Here is a 20,522-nt window from a genome sequence, read left to right as displayed (position 1 = left end):
ATGATGCGTGGAATGGGCAACATGCAAGGTATGATGAAACAAGTACAAAAAATGCAAAAAGAAATGGTACAGGCACAGGACAAATTGAATGAAACAGAATTTACTGGAGCAGCTACGAATGATTTAGTCAAAGTCGTTTTTACTGGTAACCGCCGTATGAAAGATCTACAAATCAACGAAGGTGTCGTTGATCCGGAAGATACAGAAATGTTACAAGATTTAGTGATCATGGCAGTGAATGATGCACTTGCAAAAATCGATGTAGAAACTGAAAAAACAATGGGAAAATACACAAAGGGCCTACCCTTCTAATTTTTCCTAAAGGGGTAATGAAAGATGCAATATCCAGAACCAATCGCAAAGTTGATCGACAGTTATATGAGACTTCCAGGTATCGGTCAAAAAACAGCAACGAGATTAGCTTTTTATACGATCGATATGAAGGATGAAGTGGTCAACGAATTTGCCAAATCTTTGCTAAGTGTAAAACGTGATCTGCATTTTTGTAGTATTTGTGGAAACATCACCGAAGAAGATCCATGTGAGATCTGTAAAGACCCTTCACGAGATCGAGGAGTCATTTTGGTGGTAGAAGAACCCAAGGATGTCATGGCTCTAGAAAAAATGCGTGAATATCATGGCCTTTACCACGTGCTACATGGTGTGCTTTCTCCAATGGAAGGAACTGGACCAGAAGACATCAATATTTCTTCGCTTCTTGAACGATTACATGATGCACAGGTCCAAGAAGTGATCATTGCGACAAATGCTACGACAGAAGGTGAGGCAACGGCGATGTATCTTTCCCGATTGATCAAACCAGCTGGCATCAAAGTGACACGTCTAGCACATGGCTTGTCCGTTGGTTCAGATATTGAATATGCCGATGAAGTAACGCTTTTGAAAGCTGTCGAGGGCAGACGCGAGTTATAAATTGTTATAAACTAAATTTCTCAGCTACAATAGAGAAGGAACACGAGATGGGGGCAAAAATGTGAACGGACTATTTATCACGATCGAGGGGCCAGATGGTGCAGGTAAAACAAGTGTTTTAAATGAACTATTCCCTCTTTTGAAAAAAGTAGCAAAAACAACGATCATTCAAACAAGAGAGCCAGGAGGTATCCCGATTGCGGAAGAGATCCGCTCAGTGATTCTCGATCCAAAAAACGATCGAATGGATGAGCGGACAGAAGCATTGCTTTACGCAGCAGCTAGAAGACAACATCTAGTCGAAAAAGTCCTACCAGCGCTATCTAAAGGGTATATCGTCTTATGCGATCGCTTTGTGGACAGCTCACTAGCCTATCAAGGGGCTGGTAGACGGATCGGTATTTCTGAGATTGCTCAACTGAATGAGTTTGCTACAGAAGGTACGACACCAGATTTTACCCTCTATCTTGATGTTGATTCAGACACTGGGTTGCGGCGCATTGAAGAACATCGTCACAATCAGATCGATCGCTTAGATTCTGAAGGGCTTGAATTTCATCAACGTGTGCGGCATGCATATTTGAAGTTGGCAGAGGAAAATCCTGAACGTATCCATAAGATCGATGCAAGAAAGAGTTTTGAAGAGGTTTTACAAACTAGTTATAGAGCGATTATTGAACAATATCCACAATTTTTTGAAAATTAGGAAGGTGACTGTATATGAAAATCATTTTAGCTATTATTCAAGACAAAGACAGCAACCGTTTATCAAATGAACTGATCGATGCCAATATTCGTGCGACAAAACTATCTTCAACAGGTGGTTTTTTGAAAGCAGGAAATAGTACATTCATCGTAGGGATCGAAGATGACCGTGTGGAAGATGCGTTAGAGATCATCAAAAAAACTTGTGAATCCAGAAAACAGTTTGTGTCGACCCCAGTCACTTTAGACATCTCTATGGATGGTGGCGTTCCTTATCCAGTAGAAGTTGAAGTAGGCGGAGCAACAGTCTTTGTATTACCAGTTGAAGGATTTCACCAATTTTAGGAGGAGCTATGGATCAAGAATTTACTCTAGATCAAATGCAACCTATCGTGTATCAACAGCTTCAACGCAGCTTTTGGCATGGGCGACTCGCTCATGCTTATCTTTTTGAAGGAGAAAAAGGTACGGGAAAACACGAGATGGGAATTTGGTTAGCACAACATCTTTTTTGTACAGATATGAAAAACGGACTTCCTTGTGGCACTTGTAATAATTGCCAGCGGATCCAAAATCAGGAACATCCTGATGTGTTAACGATCGAACCAGAAGGTCAAACCATCAAAGTGGATCAAATCAGACGGCTGCAAACAGAATTTAGTCGAAGTGGTTATGAGTCGCGCAAGAAAGTTTTTCTTGTTAAAGAAGCTGAAAAGATGAATAGTAGTGCGGCCAATAGTTTATTGAAATTTCTAGAAGAACCACCAGGAGAATTTTTGGCGATCCTCGAAACAGATTCAGTCGGGAGAATTTTACCAACTATCCAATCAAGGTGTCAAATCCTCCATTTTCAAGAATTGTCTAAAGAGGTATTGATCCACAAACTGCAAGAAGCGGGGATACCTGTGGAAAAAGCAAAACTTTTGGCGTTCTTAACCAACAGTTTCACAAAAGCAGTTGAAATATCGCAGAATGAATGGTTTAATGATGCTAAGGATTCGATTCAGCAGTGGTTTGTGTACATGCAAAGCAATGATACACAAGCATTCATCTATGTGCAAAAAAAGCTGATAAAGTTATTTAAAGAAAAATCACAGCAGTTTACGGCTTTATCGATCTTACTATTTTATTATCAAGAGGCATTGAAGCAAGCCTTAGAGAAAGACAAAATCATGCAAGTAAAAAAAATCAATCAGACGATCGAGCGTATATTATTTGCAGAACAAAAACTGAGAAACAATGTCAGCTTTCAAGCAGTAGCAGAACAATTGGTGCTACGAACGATCAACTAAAAAGTAGCAAAAGAAGGGTCAAGGGGGAAGGAAATGGTCGAAGTAGTAGGTGTCCGTTATAGAGATGCAGGTCATATCTATTATTTTTCACCTGGTGATTCAACGTATTATTATCAAGAAAAGGTTTTGGTTGAATCTCAGAAAACCTTACATATCGCAACTGTTGCCGTTCCCAAAATAGAAATGGATCCAGAGGACCTGCCAGATAAAGTTAGTCCCATTTTGCATAAAGCAACAGAAAACGAGCTGAAGAAAGATAACAAAAATAGAGAAGATGCGAAACGTGCGTTCAAAATCGCCAAAGATAAAATAGAAAAACATCAACTTGCGATGAAGATCGTACGTGTAGAATATACATTGGATCGCAGTAAACTGATCTTTTCATTTACAGCAGACGGACGTATTGATTTTCGTGAGTTAGTCAAAGATCTAGCTGGGGTATTTCGCACGCGAATCGAACTTCAACAAATCGGTGTGCGAGATGAATCGAAATTGATCGGTGGGATTGGTCCCTGTGGTCGTCCGTTGTGCTGTGCCTCATTTTTAGGAGATTTTGTTCCTGTTTCGATCAAGATGGCAAAAGATCAGGGATTGTCATTGAACCCAACAAAAATCTCTGGATTATGCGGACGTTTGATGTGTTGTTTGCAGTATGAGAGCGAAGAATATGAACGAACAAAGAAAGAACTCCCTGACTTTGGAAACGTAGTAGATACGCCTGATGGTAAAGGGAAAGTCGTTGGATTGAACCTTCTTAATCGTCTTGTAAGTATACGATTAGTTGGAAGGGAAAATCCTGTTGAATATGAATGGGACGAATTAAAAAGTTTCATCAAAGTAGGTGAGATGAATGGATAAACGATCATTATATGACGGTTTGAATCAATTAGAATCAGAGCTTAGAAATACGTTGACTGAATTGGTCGAGATGAAACAAGCCTTACATGAAATCGTTGAAAAAAATACAACGCTAGAGATGGAAAATCAGCGTTTAAGAGAACATTTGCGCGAATTGAACCAAGCAGCACAAGCACCAGCAGAAAATGTGAAACAAGAACTTTCAAAATCACGTATGAATTTAGAAAAGATTTATGAAGAAGGCTTCCATGTCTGTTATGATCTTTATGGTTCAAGAAGAGAAAATGATGAACCTTGTGCCTTTTGTTTAGAAGTCATCTACCGTGAGAGCGGACGCTGATCAAAGTAAATAATAGACTGGAGTAGAAAATCCTGCTCCAGTTTTTTTATAGGAGATAAAAAAATGTTCAACCAAAAAAGTTTTAAAGGAAATCACACAACAGGAACACTTTACTTAGTACCTACGCCAATAGGTAATTTGGAAGATATGACTTATCGAAGTGTTCGGATGTTGCAAGAAGTTGCATTGATTGCAAGTGAGGATACGCGAAATACGCAAAAATTATTGAATCATTTTGAGATCCATACGCCTCAGAAAAGTTTGCATGAACACAACTATAAAGAGCGTATTCCTCAATTTCTGGAAGTATTGAAAAACGGTCAGTCGATTGCTCAAGTCAGTGATGCTGGCATGCCTTCGATCAGCGATCCAGGGCACGAATTGGTAGTTGCTTGTATCGAAGAAGGTATTCCTGTTGTTTCCTTACCAGGTGCAACGGCCGGCATGACAGCGCTGATTGCTTCTGGTCTACTGCCACAACCATTCCTATTTTATGGATTTTTAGGAAGAAAGAAGAAAGAGCAAGAAAATACATTGGAAAAATTAAAGAATCATACGGCAACACTGATTTTTTATGAATCTCCTTATCGAATCAGTGGGACTTTAAAAAACATGTTAACTGTTTTAGGAAATCGTCGGGTCGTATTATGTCGCGAATTGACGAAAATCCATGAAGAATATTTGCGGGGAACCATCGAAGAATTGCTTTCGTATATCGAGGACCAACCAATCAAAGGGGAATGTTGTCTTCTCATAGAAGGAAGTACAGGGATTCAGGAAGAAACAATTAAGATTGTCGGTTCATTGAAAGAGCAAGTGGAACAATTGATTGCAGAAGGCAAAAAAACCAATGAAGCAATCAAAGCCGTAGCCGTACAAAATGGATTAAAAAAGCAAGAAGTCTATCGCCAATTCCATGAATTAGACGAGGAATAAACTGGAAATCGTAATGATCTCTTCAATAAATGATGGCTCATTGCCAGATGAGCGTGGGACAAAAGTAAGAAACACTTTTGTCTCATTCTTTAAAAACGAATAAACGGTGGGAGCAGAAGCAACTCCTTCTTAAATAAGCCGAAATTCACAAAAATTTGAAAAGCAATTTTCGTGAATTTCTTCTTATTTCTCGGAGTTAAACACTTCTGTCCCAGCCTCAAAAAGTATAGAGCCTAAAAAGAGCGTTCCAAGAGTTGCAGCTAACTCTGGAACGCTCTTATTCTGATAGTTACTTAAATAAGTCCTCATAACTCAGTTTACTCGCTGTATCCAATTGTTCAAACAGGCGCGTCAAACGATGGAAATCTATGAAGCGCGCTTGACGTTCGATCTCCTTTTGCTCATGAAAAATCAAAATAACTGGAGCAGTCAATACCTGGAACGTACTAGCCACTTCTGGTGTTTCTACAGCATCCAAGTGAAAACTTGGAAATGCGTAGTGGGACAATAATTCTTCAAAGCGAGGCTTTACAGCATGACAAACACTGCAATTTGGCATCGATAAGTAAACAGCAACAGTTTCTGCTTGAGCGAGTGCTGCTTGGACTTCAGATAGATTAGTTGTTTTTTTCATAGGATCATTCCTTTCTGGTAGCAATCAGCAAGTTATTAAATTAACCAGTAATAAGAAAGCTACGAAGAAAATACTGTTCTTATTTAAACAGAATTACGGAATATGTCAATTGAATTGCTTTTTAGATAAAAACGAAAAAATAAGAGTTGTGTAAATTATAACAACTTCTCTTGTTTTTTTTTAGTGGAAAGCGTATATTATTTTGGCAAATGTAGCTTAAAGTAAGGAGAGAAATCATGTTTTCTTTTTTACCAAATTCGGTTTTGCAAATGAGTACGATCTTTTTATCGATCGTGATCGAAGCACTACCATTTGTATTATTGGGTTGTCTCATCTCTGGGGCCCTCCAAGTTTTTTTAACACCAGAAAGAGTGAAGCGTTGGCTACCTAAAAATCGGTTTTTATCGATTTTAACTGGCTCGATCTTAGGATTTTTCTTTCCTTCCTGTGAGTGTGGAATCGTTCCCATCGTTCATCAATTTGTAAAAAAAGGCGTTCCTGTACATACTGCTTTCGCATTTATGCTTACTGCGCCGATCATCAATCCGATCGTGATTTTTTCTACTTTTATCGCTTTCGGTAACTCATGGGTAATGGCAGGTTGGCGGATGCTTGGTAGTTTTGTTGTAGCACTCATCATAGGTATTTGGTTAGCCTATTTCCAAAAGGAATCTGTATTAAAAGAGAAGATAAGCCAAAAAATTGAAACATCCACGCACCATCATCATGAAATCACTGGAATAAAGACAAATAAAGTGAAACGATTCGGACAGCAAACAGGACACGTTTTGACTCATAGCATCGATGAGTTTTTTGACACAGGCCGGTATTTGATTATCGGTGGGCTGATTGCTGCTGGTATGCAAACCTATTTACCAACGCGAGTGATGTTGACCCTTGGATCGACAAAAATCTTGGCGATCGTCATTATGCTGATACTTGCTTTTACAATGTCCCTCTGTTCAGAAGCGGATGCCTTCATTGGTTCATCCTTACTAAGTCTATTTGGGACCGCACCAGTTGTGGCATTTTTAGTATTTGGTCCAATGGTTGACATCAAAAACCTGTTGATGATGAAACGTTACTTCAATGGTCGTTTCATTGTCTCGCTGATTGCTTTGATTGCCATCAGTGTGATTGGCTTTACATTATTCATCTAGGAGGGAAAACATGTTACGATTTTTGATACTATCCGGTTATTTTGAATTGATGATGTATCTGCAAGTATCAGGTAAGTTAGATCAGTACATCAATGTCCATTATCGTTACTTAGCGATCCTTTCGATGATTTTGTCTGCATTACTTGCACTTGTCCAATTATACGTTTGGGTCAAAAGTGATTCAGCCAAAAGGGATCATGACGAGCATCATCATGAAGAACATGACCATGGTCTATCGACACCTTGGCAACGTGGGATTGCTTATGTTTTACTAGCTTTGCCTGTCATTGTCGGCACACTTTTTCCAACAGTTAGTTTGGATACGACGATTGTTGAAGCAAAAGGGTTCAATTTTCCAGTAAGTAAAGAATCAGTTGGCGATCCAGAAATGCAGACACAATATTTGAAACCAGATACCAGCATTTATTTCAATAAATCAGATTACTTGGATCAGATGAATCAGTTGAAAGCAAAATATGGTGACAAAGAAAAAATCACGATCACTGATGAGAATTACTTAGAAATCATGGAATTGATTTATAATTATCCAAGCGAATTCATCGGTAAAAAAATATCCTATGAAGGCTTTGTGTATCAAACGCCAAACGGGGAACAGGAAGACAGCTTTTTATTTCGTTTCGGCATCATTCACTGTGTCGCCGATTCAGGAGTTTTTGGACTACTCACACACATGCCCGATGGGACATCGATCAAAAACGATGAGTGGTACAAAGTCGAAGGAACGATCCAATCCGATTATTATGAACCCTTCAAGCGAGAGATCCCTTCGGTTGAAGTAAGCAAAGCAACCAAAGTGGCTGCCCCAAAAAATCAATATGTCTACCGATCATTTTAATGAAAGTGTAAAGAAAACTTTGTGACGAAAAGAGGTCGAGACAAAAGTCGTTTCGGTTTGAGAAATTGGAGATAAAAACGAACAATACGCTTTTGGTATTGCTCGTTTTTTTTTGACATTTCCGAAAAACCTGACTTTTGGACGCCGTTTATTTGAGAGAGGCTGGGACAGAAGTGTTTAACTCCGAGAAATAAGAAGAAATGAACGAAAATTGCTTTTCAAATTTTTGTGAATTTCGGCTTATTTCCGAAAGGAATTGCTTCTGCTCCCGCCGTTTATTCGAGTGTCTGTAGCAAACCTGATTTTTAGATTTGTCCCACATTCCTTTTCGTCACAAGTTTTTTTGTATGGATCATTTTTTCGCTGATCTAAGTAAAAGTGAGAGTTGCACTTTTTACTGATTGATATCGATTATATATATGTTAGTATCGTACCGTATAAACAAAATCAATAAAAAATTTTTCTATCATTGGGGAAAAGAAGCGCTAGAAAAGGTCACTTTAAATAACTGTTTGTGATTTGATTTTTTGCGTGTTTCCGATAGAACATCAACGTATGCCTAAAAAATAATGAAAGAGGAAATTATCCATGAAGAAAATCAAATTTTCGAAAACTTTTTCATTTATCTTGCTCTTTACGCTTTTCTTGATCTTTCTAAGTTACTATGTCAATCGATCGACCGAAGAGACACTAGAAAATATTAGTTATACTTATATTTTAGGATTGTATTTCTTTGGGTTAGGTACTTGCCTTCCTAAACTAAACAAGCTACTTGCCCGTATTTTTTTAGTCATAGGCAGTTGTTTTTATATGTATCTTTTCCTTTATTATATGTTCGGATTTCATAATCCATATTGGGGGAACTGATCAAAGCAGTCACTGGAGGCAATATCAGTAACCGACTGAATACAGATGATGAGTGCCTGTTCACTAGAACTATCTGATTGTTATACGCACGACATGTTGATCATGATTTCACTTTCGATAAGTGGGATAAAATCAGCATGTTTTTTTGTTGTATTTCATCCTTCTCTGCATTTTACATATTTACGTATTCAAAATGAAAGCGTACAATAGAAAAAAATCACAAATGAAAAAAGAGGTGTAAGATGATTGAATTTTGGAATTTGACAAAGAACTATGGGAAAAAAGTAGCTTTGAAAGAGTTAACGTTAACGATTGAGCAAGGGGAAATATTTGGATTTTTAGGTCATAATGGTGCAGGAAAATCAACTACGATCAAAAGTCTAGTAAGTATTATTGAACCTTCTTCTGGTTCAATAGTGGTCGATGGCAAAGATTTGTCGACAAATCGTTTAGAAATAAAAAAGAAGATTGGCTATGTACCGGATTCGCCAGACATATTTTTGCAATTGACGGCTGGAGAGTATTGGGATCTGATTGCTGCAGCTTATGAAATAGAGCCGGCACAAAAAGAAAAACGTTTAGCTGAGTTGACTACACTTTTTGATCTGGGGAGAAATCAGGAAGAGACGATCGCAAGTTTTTCTCATGGAATGAGGCAAAAAACGATCCTGATCGGAACCTTATTGCCTGATCCAGATATCTGGGTGTTGGATGAACCACTGCAAGGACTTGATCCCCAGGCGGCTTATGATCTGAAAGAAATGATGAAAGCGCATGCGGCAAAAGGAAAGACTGTGATTTTTTCAACTCATGTACTAGATACTGCGCAACAATTGTGTGATAAGATTGCTATCTTGAAAAAAGGAGAGCTGATCTATCATGGAAAAGTACAAGATTTATTGAATGAATCGCCAGCGGATACATTAGAGACAATCTATTTGAAAATGGCGGGGAGACAATCCGCAGGTGAGACGTATGAATAAACAACAACTGATCGAACTGATCCGTGTCAATCTTTTATACGTGAATCCGCAAATGACTAATAAGGCTCGAGAAAAAGGAAAGAAAGGAAAAAGTCTTTCACGTTATTTGATGTTACAGTTTGTGATTTCTGGCTTAGCATTTTTATTGATTTATAGTGTTACCATGTTTGCCGTTGATTTTAATCGCATGCCAGGTTTTTTTACTTACTATGTGGCACTGTTTAGCTTATTGGGATTGTCACAAAGTATTTCTGTTATCTATAACATCTTTTTTGAAGGAACCGATCTTCAAGCATTTCTACCTTTGCCATTTAGACAGAGTCAACTATTCCTATCGAAGATCTTAGTAGTAACGATGACTATCGCTCCCTTTGTTTTCCCGTTACTTGTGTTATTCCTATTAACTGGTTGGCGGGCGCAACACTTTTTCCTAGTGACGATTTTCTTCGCATTCTTATTATTTGCGCTATTTCTTATCTTGCTTTTTTGTATCGCTAGTTTACTCGTCTTTGGACTTGCGCAAACATCATTGTTCAAAAAACATAAAAAAGCAGTGACTAGTCTTTTACTTGGTGGATCAATGGTCATTGCAGTAGTCGGGATCATGTGGATGAATCATCAGACTGTTGATATTAGCGTAGGCTTGGCTGACCGACAACCGCTCGTGTTTCTTTTACCTTTTTATCATGTGATGAATCAGCCGTTTTCTACAAATGGCCTACTCAATCTTGGTATCATTTTGGTAACAGTTTTCGTGTTGCTATTTGCTATTCGCTCATTGATCGTACCAAAACTAACTGATCAGCTAACTGCGTCAACAACTGAGGTAAAAGCGAAGCGTAAACACAAAAAAAATCAGACATTACGACAATTATTGTTTAACTACAATATGCAGTTAGTCGAAGAACCTAGCCTGATTTTACAAGTTATTTCATCCTCCTTAATAACGCCGATTATTTTTATTATTGCCTTTGCTGTGGGGGATGGGATAAATTTAAGTACACTTGATATTCGTTTGATCGGGGTAGTTTTTTTCACTGGAATCGTCTTAGCTTCCTTGACGGTCAATCAAACATCCTTTGTCAGTAATCTGATTTCTTTAGACCAAGAAAATTATTTGTTCATCCGTTCATTGCCACTCTCCATGAAGCGCTATTTAAAAGAAAAATTTCGTTTTGGTTGGTTATTACAGAGTTGCCTATCAGGAGGAATTGCGATAATAGCTGGCTTGATTTTCCGCTTACCGCTTCTTTTTTTACTTAGTTTCTTACTAGGTACCTTAATTGGCACTTACCTCTTATCACTACGTTACTTTGCCCGAGACTATCGACTGCTTCTATTAAATTGGACGAACATCAATCAACTCTTTACCCGTGGAGCAGGGAACTTAGGATTGGTAACGATGTTGATGGGGACGATAATTGGTAGTGTGATCATCCTAGTTATCTATGGAATTACTACACTCATGTTTCCTTTCTGGATCGTTAATGGGATTGCTTTTGCTATCCTCATCCCTGGTGTGCTTTGGCTTATTCGACACTATCAAAAGAATTTTTGGGAAAAACTATAAAATAGGCGATAGAGTGGAAATGAGGTCGAGACAAAAGCCGTTTATTCGAGAGTCTGTAGCAAAACTGATTTTAGATTTGTCTCGACCTTTTTTTATATTGGAGAAAGAGCGTACTTCATTTCCCATACTGTTAATTATTTGATTCGTTTTTTTCTTTTTAACAGTATTGATTCTCTCTTGACTTTAAAATTGCGGATGTTATGGTTGAAGACTTCTGACAGAACTAGTCCTAATGCGATCGCACCAGCAATCATAATGGCTTGGACAGCATAGTTCGCTGCCTCTTGGTAGGAACTTGTCACGAGATTTCTGACTGCCTGATAGGCTAATCCACCCGGAACTAATGGAACCATGCCGGGGATATTAAAGATAGTTACAGGCATTTTTAAGCGTTTAGAGAAAATGTTACTGATGAAAGCCACGCCAAGGGAACCCAGTAATGAACCAAAAGCGGGGCTACCGCCAAAATCAACACAAGTCCAATAGATCATCCAACCGAATGCACCGGATAGACCACAGTAGATCAATGCTCGTCTAGGAACATTGGTGATGATCGCAAAAGCTGCAGTAGCTAAAAAGCTAAATAAGAATTGAATAAATAGATTCCACATCATCATGTTCCTTTCCTAATAAAAAAGTTGGAAGATAAAGGTGATTGCAAAGCCAATCATCGTAGCTGTCATCATGGCTTCTGTTCCTCTGGAAACACCAGAAATATAGTGTCCAGCAAGTAGATCACGGATGGCATTCGTGATTTGTACCCCAGGGACAAGGGGCATGACACAACCAATGATGATCAAATCCTGATTGATTCCAAGACCAATTCGAGTACTAAGGATAGCGGCTACACCAATCAATAAAGAAGAAAGGAACTCAGATAAGAATTTAATACGGAAAAATTTCAAACTGTATAAATAAATTGCATAGCCAATTCCGCCAATGATCACAGTAATTGGTAAATCACGCATTTCCCCACCAAACAGCACCATGATCGTTCCACTAATGATCGCTGCACTGACAATCTGAAGCCAGATGGGGAAGAAAGAGCGATCTTTGTCGATTTCTTGTAATTCTTGGTACAATTCGTCTAGTGTCAGCTGACCGGCAACATATTTTCTGGATAAACTGTTCACTTTAACAACCTTTTCTAAATTGATCGATCGGTTCGTGATCTGCTCCATACGAATCGTCGACGTTCGATCAAATCCAATGAAGAGTCCGGTTTGTGTCACATAGCTAACTAAGCGATAACTGCCGGATGCAAGAGCAATCCGACTCATCGTATCTTCTACCCGATACATTTCAGCATTGCTTTCCATCATGATTTTTCCAGCCAATAAGCAGGTATCAAGTAACAAATTCAATTCTTTTTCCGACATAGCATCTTCTCCATTAGTTCATTTATTGCCTTTATTTTACTACAAACGGGTGAAAAAAGATAAAAACAAATAAAAACTTGAGTCTGAAAAAAATTAGGCGTATACTATCATTTGTGAGATGCGGGTGTAGTTTAGTGGTAAAATCCCAGCTTCCCAAGCTGATGTCGCGGGTTCGATTCCCGTCACCCGCTTATAGGAATTTTTGAATGAATGAAGAGGTCGAGACAAAAGTCATTTAGGTTTGAGAAATTGGAGATAAAAACGAACAATATGCTTTTGGTATTGCTCGTTTTTTTTTTTTTTTTTTTTTTTTGACATTTCCGAAAAACCTGACTTTTGGCCGCCGTTTATTCGAGAGTCTATGACAAAACTGATTTTTAGTTTTGTCCCAAACTCTTTTTTTGTCGTCAGAAATAAACAGCAAGCAAAAAGCCGATCCGTGGCGTATTTTATTTGTGAAGAAGACAAATAGAAAAGAACGATAAAAACAGGTAAATTCCGTCAATTAAATAAATTTCTTTATTTTAAAATAGGGGAACATATGTTAAAGTTTAGAATAGTTGTTTTAGCAAAGGAGTAAATAAATGGGAAAAAAATCATCAAAAGCAATTATGGGGATCGTCGTGGCAATTTTAGCTGGTGCACTTGGTCTATCAACACAAAAAGATTCCGATATCGTCCAACAAATCACTGGAATATTCGAGTCAACGCCTCAAGCCTCTAAGGTAGCCGATGTTCCAGAATATGATGGAAAACATCAAGAAATCGAGATCAATAATAACCAACCGGATTTTTCCAAAGAAGATCTAAGCTTGTCCAAAGGAACATGGCAAAGCTATTCAAATATCGATCGTCTGAATCGTGTAGGTGCTGCGAACGCTATGTTAGGTAAAGATTTGTTTCCTAAAGAAAAACGGGAAGCTTTGTATGTCGATCCAACAGGGTGGAAACAAAAGAAACTAAGCGATGGGCAGTGGTTATATAATCGTAGCCATTTGATTGGCTATCAGTTAACTGGTCAAAACAATAATATCAAAAACTTGATGACTGGGACACGTTCGTTGAATGCACCTTATATGTTGGCACATGAAAATGATATCGCAACTTATATCAAAGAAACCAATCATCATGTACGTTATCGGGTAACCCCGCATTTTCAAGGGGATGAATTGGTAGCAAGAGGGGTACAACTGGAAGCAGAAAGTATCGAAGACAATAAAATCGAATTCAATGTCTTTATTTATAATGTTCAAGATGGTTATACGATCAACTATGAAACTGGTCAAGCAACAAAAAAATAGAGCAGTATTAAACGGATATATTCGAAAAAAGTGTGAAAATCTTGAAGAAAAATCGAAAAAGCTTATGTTTATTTAAATTTAGCGTATACTTAGTTTAGAATAACTTTAAATGAAATGATTTGAACGAAGGTTATGGTATGCTAATGTAGCATACATTCTCAAATTATCTATAAGTTTCTGAAGATTTGTTTGTAGTTTTGAGCTACTTCGAGTAAAATAAAGGTGTATAAGGTAAATGGATTACCTTTGGGAAAGAGGTGTAGAATCATGGGTTTTACAGATGAAACCGTACGTTTTGGTTTTGATGATAGTCGTAAAAAAGAAGTCAGCGAAACATTAGCGATCGTTTATCGGGCTTTAGAAGAAAAAGGCTACAATCCAATCAACCAGATTGTGGGCTACTTACTTTCTGGAGACCCGGCCTACATTCCTCGTTATCGTGATGCACGTAATTTGATTCGTCGTCACGAGCGCGATGAGATCATGGAAGTAATCGTTAAAGATTATCTCACGAACCATGGAGTAAATCTATGAGGGTCATGGGCTTAGATGTAGGCTCAAAAACAGTCGGAGTTGCTGTTAGTGATCCTTTTGGGTGGACTGCTCAAGGCGTAGAAATCATTCGGATCAATGAGTCAGCTGAAGAGTTTGGCTTTGACCGTCTGAAAGAATTAGTGGAAGAATATGAAGTCGATCGTTTCGTCGTAGGCTTGCCTAAAAATATGAATAATACAATTGGACCAAGAGCGGAAAGTTCGATCGCTTATGGAGAAAAAATCGAAGAATTGTTTTCCTTGCCAGTTGATTATCAAGATGAACGTTTGACCACTGTTCAAGCTGAACGAATGTTAGTTGAGCAAGCAAACACGTCACGAGCAAAAAGAAAAAAAGTCATTGATAAGTTAGCCGCTGTAATGATTTTACAAAATTATTTAGATGGTTCAGGGAAAAAATGGTTTTAACATAAAATGAAAAGAGGGAATCTTATGACAGAAAATAATCATACACATGACCATGATCACGAAGGACATGAGCATATCACGTTAGTTGATGATCAAGGAAATGAAACATTATACGAAATCTTATTAACAGTAGATGGCCAAGAAGAATTTGGACGCAACTACGTATTACTTTATCCAGCAGGAGCATCTGAAGATGAAGATGTCGAATTACAAGCTTATGCATACATCGAAAATGAAGATGGTACAGAAGGCGAACTAGAACAAATCGAAACAGATGCTGAATGGGACATGATCGAAGAAGTGTTCAACACATTCATGGCTGAAGAAGAAGAATAGTTTCAAAAAATGGGAGAAACCTTGTTAGACAGGGTTTCTTCTTTTTTATTTTGACTGAGAAATTGAGACTCTTTGTCAATAAGGACTGATGAGTTTTGAAAAATGAAATCTGGGGTAGGAGGACTAACCTTCTGTATCAGATTTTTTTGTTATTTCACTTGAATCAATTGATTGATCAAAATGATCCTGATATTCATGTTCCCAAATGATTTGAATTCGTAAATAGCCGTTCCATTATTTGGATAGTAGTACTCTTATCATCTATATTACCGTTAGACTAAGAGGAAATCATCATATTGTAAAAAATTTTCACATTCTTCTCTTGTGACTTCTTTTTGGGAAAATAAAGATAACCAGAAGGAAAAGCCAAGTGAAGGGCAATGCCTTTTGAAATGGTTGAATAAATGCTCTTGATAATTTCTGAGTACTTATTGCATTTATTTTTTGTTGGATTTTCTTCACAATAAGAGTTGATGGTTCATTTTTTTGTGTGAGGATATTTTCTCCATCAATGCCTTTCTTTCTGCCGTTTAATAACTGTTTTTTCTGCATATTAGATACTTGCAGTTCTGCAAATTGATTTTGAGCAGTTTGCCAGATCTCTTTTTTCGCTACTGATAGATTTGACGAAATGCACTAATGAATAGTGCCACAACTAAGACTGTGCCGATTTAGCGGAAAACGCCCATAACACTTTGTGAAGCAGTCAATAATTCACCAGAAAAATTACTTGCACTTAAAACAGTCAACGGACCAATGATTACCCCGTAGCCTGCGCCTATCAATACTAAAGCAATAGCAAATTGCCAGTAGATACCCGGATCTAATAAAGTTAATGCTGTATATCCTAGTGCTATCAAGGTAATCCCAAATAATAATAGTATGCGGGAACCTATTTTTTTAAGTAATAAACCACTGATAGGAGAAAAGAAGAAAACCATAGCAGAAGCTGGTGTAATCAACAAAGCCGCAAGAAGTTCTGAATCATTGTAAACCTTGGTGAAAAAGCTGGGAAGAAGAACGAACAAACCTACAAAAAAGATTCCGGAAATCAAAGTCATCAGTACGGTCCCTGAAAATTGATGATCTTTGAATAAAGCTAGAGGGATCATTTTTAGGTTACAGAAAGAGGGGAATTTGTAAACGATGGGACCACAGGAAGTCAAGATTCAAAAATTACGACAGATCTATCAAGCCTTGCTACACCTATTACAGAAAAAAGAACTGATAGATATCTCGATTTCAGAACTATGCAAAGCAGCTAGAGTTTCACGAACTTACTACTATCGGAATTTCCATTCCTTACAAGATATCATCCTAAGATATAAGAGTTGGAAAATGAGTGCCTATTTGAGGAGAACACAACATGCTAAGGAAGTTAAATTCATCACATTGATGACTGTATATTTTAAATTATAAAAAGAAGGAGCAGAATCAGTGATCCTGTTAGCGAATGCGGGACTAACTGAAACATTGATCACCACTTTTGAAACTGTCTATTCTTATCTCATCAAGTAAGGCTATGTAAAATTACAGAGAAAAAATAATAAATATACGAGTATTTTTATGGCAGGTGCAGTTATTTCTGTCGAATTACGGTGGATCCAATCAGGAATGAAAGAGACCCCACAAGAAATGGGGGAAATATTATCCGTTTTATTTAATTTTGATAAATGAATACTTTCGGTAAATATGTGTAGCAAGGGACCATATCTATCGAAAATCATGGAGATACACTTAAACAACGAATTGTTCTATTCAAAAGACTTTTCGTATTGAAAAACTTTATTTTTAAATATTTAGATATGTGTAATGGATGCTTGGTTCAATCTTGCCAATCCTCATGGTTGAAGATGCATAGAATTGAAAAAAGAAGAAGCCTTGGCCTTATGCTGTCAGGGTTTCTTCTTTCTGTAGATCAGTTTACAACAAACTGAAAATCGTTTGATTGAAAAGTGGTTTCGGGCATTACAATTAAGTAAATGTTTGACTATTTTTCCACAGGTTCATCAAATCACATGACAATAATAATCAAAGAGTATCTCTTTTCTGAAACTTAGCTTTGTGTAGAGTTGCAACGCACGTTGGTTGCTTCAACTTCCAAGTAGATTTCTTTTTGCTTTTTTGCTAGTAATTGTTGGATGACGGCAGTCAAGATCGATTGACCTAATCCTCGACCACGATGATCAGGATCGACGACAAAGCCATAGATGCCATAAGTTTTAAGACTTTCATCGATACGGATACAGACGATTACTCGATCTTTTTTGGTAAGAACGAGGGTATTTGCTAAATCTTCTGGTAAAAGGGGCTCTATCTTGTCTTCAGGCATTTCAGACAGTAAGCGAGCAATCTGTAGGGATTCCTCTGCTTTGGCATGACGTAAAGGAAGTACTTCTTGTTGTGCGTTGAAGTTTGAGCTGTCAAGAAATAGACGATACTCAGAAAATTGATATACATAACTTTGTTCATTTTTTAGGAAGGTCGTTAAAAGTTGATCGTTGATATCTGTGATGATCAAAACAGTCGGAATGGCTTGCTGGCGTACAAAGTCGTTAAGGGCTAACTATCCGCAATCAACTCTTTTTCTTGAACGATCAATGTGGCTTCAAGGACTTGTGAGTCAAAAAAATTCAAAAAAGCATAGGCTAGAAGTGTATTCTCTTGATAGTAAAGAAAATGCTGACTACGGCGATTTGCTTGATGAAGAAAATCAGGTTTTAATTTGAACCGACATGTGCGTTGACGTTCGACGGTCTCCTTTAATTGTTTTACCTCGGTCATTTCAAAAGAAGATAATTGAGTATTGACTATTTTTTTCATTATGGCTCCTTTGGTACACTATTTTTTACTATCATAGCTTATCAAAGTGGATTTTCAATTGAAAAAAGCCATTTACTTATAGAAATCTTGGTATCTGAATAATCAGAAAGCTGTTATAATGACAATGGTTTGCGGCATGAAAATGGCGTTATAGTTTAGAAATCTATTTGGAGCAATAGGAGGAGAACATGAAAAAAGAAATAGGATCGATTAGAAATATCACTCTTTCGATCATCATTGTATTTATTGGCTTTCTTGCCTTGTCATTTGGGATAGGTGGAAGGATCATTGGAGAATTTTGGTTGTTGATTGCAGGATTGCTTGCTAGTCGTATCATTTACGGCAAGATGTTTTATTTGTTCAAAAAAATGAAAGTAAAAGATGGTCTATTGGTGATTGGTTGTTTAGGTCTGGCGATTATCTGGGTGATTATTTATGGAATCATTTCGCAATTATTAGGACTCAGCATGGAATCTAATCCCGTGATGGAGTCGCCAAATTTTTGGACTTTTGTTCTTTTCATACCAGCTTTACTCGGAGAAGAATTACTTGTATTAGTCCCAGTTTCAGTCATTTTGAGACGCTTAGAAGAAAAACAGAAGAAAACAAAATGGTCAGTGGCTTTACTCGTATTGATCAGCTCACTTTTATTTGGGGCATTGCACTTGCCAACATATCAATGGAATTTCTTACAAGCAGTCTTAGCTGTTGGGATCGTGAGAGTACCTTTTACACTGGCGTATATGAAAACAAAGAATATCCTTCCAGCATTTTTAACTCATTTTCTGTATGATAGTTTAATCGTGTTGATAAGTATTCTTGTATCATGAGGTTCGTCTGATCAAGGTTACTTGATAGAAGAAAGTGGGACAAATCTAAAATTCAGGTTTGCTACAGATTCTCGAATAAACGGCGGGAGCAGAAGCAACTCCTTCGGAAATAAGCCGAAATTCACAAAAATTTGAAAAGCAATTTTCGTTCATTTCTTCTTATTTCTCGGAGTTAAACACTTCTGTCCCAGCCTCTCTCAAATAAACGGCGTCCAAAAGTCAGGTTTTTCGGAAATTGCAAAAAAAAAAAAAAACGAGCAATACAAAAAACGTATTTTTCGTTTTTTTCTCCAATTTCTCAAACCTAAACGACTTTTGTCTCGATCTCTTTTTTCATTTCTAAGAGAGTAATTGCATCAAGAAACCGGAAATGATCAAAACGATTGCTCCGCCTAATCGATTCCCCATTTGAGCAAATGCGATCAATTCCATTCGGTTGGCAGCAGAGAGTACTGCAACATTCCCAGTACCACCCATTGAGTTATTACATAGTCCGGCAGTGATTGCTGATTCTACTGGATATAGACCGAATAGACGACCAACAAGACCTGAAACAAGTGAGATGACGATTACGCTTGTTAAGCACAATACAACAAATTGCCATGTCAAAGCAGAGGCTAAGACATTTAAGTTCAACAATGCGATACCAATACCAGCAAGAACAGCTGCAGTTAAGTTTTTAACAATCAGATTATTGAACATGATTGCGGCATCTTCATAGTATTCTGGTAATATATTAGTGATTTTACAGATAACTACAATGATGATCATGAAGGCATAAGCATGGACTTTTGGTATAAAGAAATTACAGATTTGGCCCAAAATAAAGAAAGTGATAGAGACCATCAAGCCAACCCCTAATTGTTGGATCGTTGGTTTTACATCCCGTAGTTTTCCATCACCAAGGTCACCTTTTGCCATTAATTTTCCATTTCCGTTTAGCTTAGGCATTGATTGTCCAGCACGTGCCACTAAAGCTGCTCCAATAATCGCTAAGACATTTGTCATTGCTGTAGCTGGGATCAAACGAGAAATAATAGACGAAGCATTTGTTCCCAAAACATTTGCATAAATCGTTGATAATGGGACGGCACCAGCGCCAACTCCTCCAGCCATTGCAGGGAGTGAGATATACAAAACGGAATTAGCAAATCCATTTCCGATCAACATACCAACTAATCCAACAGCAAAAAATGAGGCAATCATTGAAATAAGTGCTACAGGAATAAAACGTACAGAAGCTTTCATTAATAAACTGCGATTCATTCCTAAAATGCTCCCTGTAATCAAGGCTGCAATATAAAAATCTAGAAAACCCATATTATTGACAAAGTTTTCTGTTGATTTGACTACATAATCAGGTAAAATACCAAACGTTGCAATGGCCGCCGAAGCAAAGATTGCAAAGACAGAGCCACCACCTAGGTAACTTTTAACAATTGGGATCTTTGTTCCAATAAAATGGAAGAGATTTCCGAATATCACAAGCACAGCGATAGGTCCTATCATATTACTAGGTAGTTTTCCTAAAAACATCGCAACGATCAGAACAATGACCATGATCAAGTAGATAGGCAAGCTTACACCACTGATTTTAGTTGCCCAAAAGCTTTCTTTTTTGGTTTCTTCAACTGTTAAAGTTGCTGTTTCTTTTTGTGTCATTCATACAGATCCTTTCTTATTTGAAAAATTCAGTCAAATGAAGACATCAAAAATTAGAGGAGCGAAAATACCCGCTCCCGTAATTCGAGTCAACA

General features: G+C 37.6%; 26 protein-coding genes, 1 tRNA gene and 2 pseudogenes. 20 read left to right on the top strand and 9 right to left on the bottom strand.

Translation table 11 applies throughout. The features are described 5' to 3' along the window. The 8 genes from IGI47_RS11410 to rsmI all read left to right on the top strand — a co-directional run bounded on the left by IGI47_RS11410 (position 1) and on the right by rsmI (position 5,064). A complete protein-coding gene (locus IGI47_RS11410) occupies positions 1 to 312 on the top strand; it encodes a YbaB/EbfC family nucleoid-associated protein (RefSeq protein WP_016177351.1) in 312 nt (103 codons plus the stop codon). Positions 313 to 336: 24 nt separating this feature from the next. Continuing rightward, positions 337 to 933, top strand: coding sequence for a recombination mediator RecR (recR, locus tag IGI47_RS11405; RefSeq protein WP_005878273.1), 597 nt, complete (start codon positions 337 to 339; stop codon positions 931 to 933). Positions 934 to 994: 61 nt separating this feature from the next. Then, positions 995 to 1,639, top strand: coding sequence for a dTMP kinase (gene tmk / locus IGI47_RS11400; RefSeq protein ID WP_311929565.1), 645 nt, complete (start codon positions 995 to 997; stop codon positions 1,637 to 1,639). A gap of 14 nt (positions 1,640 to 1,653) precedes the next feature. Next, positions 1,654 to 1,983, top strand: coding sequence for a cyclic-di-AMP receptor (locus IGI47_RS11395; protein WP_005878277.1), 330 nt, complete (start codon positions 1,654 to 1,656; stop codon positions 1,981 to 1,983). 8 nt (positions 1,984 to 1,991) lie between these two features. After that, positions 1,992 to 2,930 (top strand): DNA polymerase III subunit delta', encoded by a 939-nt coding sequence (holB, locus tag IGI47_RS11390; protein WP_311929563.1) that lies wholly within the window; start codon positions 1,992 to 1,994, stop codon positions 2,928 to 2,930. Between the two features lie 33 nt (positions 2,931 to 2,963). Continuing rightward, the gene (locus IGI47_RS11385; protein ID WP_005878282.1) at positions 2,964 to 3,788 is read left to right on the top strand and encodes a PSP1 domain-containing protein; all 825 of its coding nucleotides are present in this window, start codon (positions 2,964 to 2,966) and stop codon (positions 3,786 to 3,788) included. Beyond that, a complete protein-coding gene (locus IGI47_RS11380; protein WP_005878284.1) occupies positions 3,781 to 4,128 on the top strand; it encodes a DNA replication initiation control protein YabA in 348 nt (115 codons plus the stop codon). Before IGI47_RS11385 ends, IGI47_RS11380 begins: the two co-directional genes overlap by 8 nt. Before the next feature lie 63 nt (positions 4,129 to 4,191). Beyond that, positions 4,192 to 5,064: a 16S rRNA (cytidine(1402)-2'-O)-methyltransferase gene (gene rsmI, locus IGI47_RS11375; protein WP_438784264.1), complete on the top strand. Its 873-nt coding sequence runs from the start codon at positions 4,192 to 4,194 to the stop codon at positions 5,062 to 5,064. A 289-nt stretch (positions 5,065 to 5,353) separates the two neighbouring features. On the opposite strand, the gene IGI47_RS11370 is transcribed toward rsmI, so the two are convergent. Then, a complete protein-coding gene (locus IGI47_RS11370) occupies positions 5,354 to 5,698 on the bottom strand; it encodes a thioredoxin family protein (protein ID WP_311929561.1) in 345 nt (114 codons plus the stop codon). A 236-nt stretch (positions 5,699 to 5,934) separates the two neighbouring features. On the opposite strand from IGI47_RS11370, the gene IGI47_RS11365 reads away from it, so the two are divergent. The 4 genes from IGI47_RS11365 (at position 5,935) to IGI47_RS11350 (ending at position 11,134) form a co-directional block, all read left to right on the top strand. Next, positions 5,935 to 6,858: a permease gene (locus IGI47_RS11365; RefSeq protein ID WP_081134830.1), complete on the top strand. Its 924-nt coding sequence runs from the start codon at positions 5,935 to 5,937 to the stop codon at positions 6,856 to 6,858. A 10-nt stretch (positions 6,859 to 6,868) separates the two neighbouring features. Then, the gene (locus IGI47_RS11360) at positions 6,869 to 7,714 is read left to right on the top strand and encodes a TIGR03943 family putative permease subunit (RefSeq protein ID WP_438784262.1); all 846 of its coding nucleotides are present in this window, start codon (positions 6,869 to 6,871) and stop codon (positions 7,712 to 7,714) included. A gap of 1,109 nt (positions 7,715 to 8,823) precedes the next feature. Then, positions 8,824 to 9,564 carry an ABC transporter ATP-binding protein gene (locus IGI47_RS11355; protein WP_005878294.1) on the top strand — a complete coding sequence of 247 codons (741 nt, stop codon included), beginning with the start codon at positions 8,824 to 8,826 and terminating at the stop codon, positions 9,562 to 9,564. Further along, on the top strand, positions 9,557 to 11,134 hold the full coding sequence (locus IGI47_RS11350; RefSeq protein WP_438784261.1) for an ABC transporter: 1,578 nt from the start codon (positions 9,557 to 9,559) through the stop codon (positions 11,132 to 11,134). Before IGI47_RS11355 ends, IGI47_RS11350 begins: the two co-directional genes overlap by 8 nt. Before the next feature lie 134 nt (positions 11,135 to 11,268). Here the strand turns inward: IGI47_RS11350 and IGI47_RS11345 are convergent, their stop codons facing one another. Next, positions 11,269 to 11,745 carry a threonine/serine exporter family protein gene (locus tag IGI47_RS11345; protein WP_081134867.1) on the bottom strand — a complete coding sequence of 159 codons (477 nt, stop codon included), beginning with the start codon at positions 11,743 to 11,745 and terminating at the stop codon, positions 11,269 to 11,271. A 15-nt stretch (positions 11,746 to 11,760) separates the two neighbouring features. Next, on the bottom strand, positions 11,761 to 12,513 hold the full coding sequence (locus IGI47_RS11340) for a threonine/serine exporter family protein (RefSeq protein ID WP_438784260.1): 753 nt from the start codon (positions 12,511 to 12,513) through the stop codon (positions 11,761 to 11,763). Positions 12,514 to 12,633: 120 nt separating this feature from the next. Here IGI47_RS11340 and IGI47_RS11335 point away from each other — a divergent pair. The 5 genes from IGI47_RS11335 to IGI47_RS11315 all read left to right on the top strand — a co-directional run bounded on the left by IGI47_RS11335 (position 12,634) and on the right by IGI47_RS11315 (position 15,112). Next, positions 12,634 to 12,704: transfer RNA gene (locus IGI47_RS11335), tRNA-Gly, on the top strand. A gap of 393 nt (positions 12,705 to 13,097) precedes the next feature. After that, entirely contained in the window at positions 13,098 to 13,814 is a 717-nt protein-coding gene (locus IGI47_RS11330; protein WP_438784258.1) for a DNA/RNA non-specific endonuclease, read from the top strand. A 267-nt stretch (positions 13,815 to 14,081) separates the two neighbouring features. Continuing rightward, on the top strand, positions 14,082 to 14,348 hold the full coding sequence (locus tag IGI47_RS11325) for an IreB family regulatory phosphoprotein (protein ID WP_005878304.1): 267 nt from the start codon (positions 14,082 to 14,084) through the stop codon (positions 14,346 to 14,348). Next, positions 14,345 to 14,776: a Holliday junction resolvase RuvX gene (gene ruvX / locus IGI47_RS11320; RefSeq protein ID WP_081134823.1), complete on the top strand. Its 432-nt coding sequence runs from the start codon at positions 14,345 to 14,347 to the stop codon at positions 14,774 to 14,776. Before IGI47_RS11325 ends, ruvX begins: the two co-directional genes overlap by 4 nt. A gap of 24 nt (positions 14,777 to 14,800) precedes the next feature. Beyond that, positions 14,801 to 15,112: a DUF1292 domain-containing protein gene (locus IGI47_RS11315; RefSeq protein ID WP_005878307.1), complete on the top strand. Its 312-nt coding sequence runs from the start codon at positions 14,801 to 14,803 to the stop codon at positions 15,110 to 15,112. Positions 15,113 to 15,421: 309 nt separating this feature from the next. Here IGI47_RS11315 and IGI47_RS11310 read toward each other — a convergent pair whose 3' ends face one another. Both IGI47_RS11310 and IGI47_RS11305 read right to left on the bottom strand, forming a co-directional pair. Continuing rightward, positions 15,422 to 15,664, bottom strand: a complete 243-nt coding sequence (locus IGI47_RS11310) for a hypothetical protein (RefSeq protein WP_311929674.1) — start codon at positions 15,662 to 15,664, stop codon at positions 15,422 to 15,424. Between the two features lie 119 nt (positions 15,665 to 15,783). After that, positions 15,784 to 16,173 (bottom strand): MFS transporter, encoded by a 390-nt coding sequence (locus IGI47_RS11305; RefSeq protein ID WP_438784256.1) that lies wholly within the window; start codon positions 16,171 to 16,173, stop codon positions 15,784 to 15,786. Between the two features lie 85 nt (positions 16,174 to 16,258). Between IGI47_RS11305 and IGI47_RS11300 the strand changes: the two genes are divergently transcribed. Both IGI47_RS11300 and IGI47_RS11295 read left to right on the top strand, forming a co-directional pair. Then, positions 16,259 to 16,531, top strand: a complete 273-nt coding sequence (locus IGI47_RS11300; protein WP_311929556.1) for a TetR/AcrR family transcriptional regulator — start codon at positions 16,259 to 16,261, stop codon at positions 16,529 to 16,531. A gap of 123 nt (positions 16,532 to 16,654) precedes the next feature. Next, positions 16,655 to 16,789: pseudogene (locus IGI47_RS11295) on the top strand (TetR-like C-terminal domain-containing protein); the annotation flags it as partial. A 379-nt stretch (positions 16,790 to 17,168) separates the two neighbouring features. Here IGI47_RS11295 and IGI47_RS11290 read toward each other — a convergent pair. Continuing rightward, positions 17,169 to 17,633, bottom strand: coding sequence for a GNAT family N-acetyltransferase (locus IGI47_RS11290; RefSeq protein ID WP_438784254.1), 465 nt, complete (start codon positions 17,631 to 17,633; stop codon positions 17,169 to 17,171). Positions 17,634 to 17,674: 41 nt separating this feature from the next. Beyond that, entirely contained in the window at positions 17,675 to 17,935 is a 261-nt protein-coding gene (locus IGI47_RS11285) for a hypothetical protein (protein WP_311929553.1), read from the bottom strand. A 188-nt stretch (positions 17,936 to 18,123) separates the two neighbouring features. Here IGI47_RS11285 and IGI47_RS11280 point away from each other — a divergent pair, with 188 nt between their 5' ends. Beyond that, positions 18,124 to 18,765 (top strand): CPBP family intramembrane glutamic endopeptidase, encoded by a 642-nt coding sequence (locus tag IGI47_RS11280; RefSeq protein ID WP_311929552.1) that lies wholly within the window; start codon positions 18,124 to 18,126, stop codon positions 18,763 to 18,765. A 71-nt stretch (positions 18,766 to 18,836) separates the two neighbouring features. On the opposite strand, the pseudogene IGI47_RS11275 reads toward IGI47_RS11280, so the two are convergent. Together IGI47_RS11275 and IGI47_RS11270 are read right to left on the bottom strand one after the other, a co-directional pair. Further along, positions 18,837 to 18,956 (bottom strand): annotated as a pseudogene (locus tag IGI47_RS11275) (DUF3788 family protein); the annotation flags it as partial. Between the two features lie 148 nt (positions 18,957 to 19,104). Beyond that, the gene (locus IGI47_RS11270) at positions 19,105 to 20,427 is read right to left on the bottom strand and encodes a 2-hydroxycarboxylate transporter family protein (RefSeq protein ID WP_438784252.1); all 1,323 of its coding nucleotides are present in this window, start codon (positions 20,425 to 20,427) and stop codon (positions 19,105 to 19,107) included. Positions 20,428 to 20,522: the final 95 nt, after the last annotated feature.

Origin of the sequence: Enterococcus sp. AZ191 (assembly GCF_051713845.1) — a bacterium.
Taxonomy (GTDB): domain Bacteria; phylum Bacillota; class Bacilli; order Lactobacillales; family Enterococcaceae; genus Enterococcus_B; species Enterococcus_B durans.
This window is presented reverse-complemented; position numbering and strand designations above follow the sequence as displayed.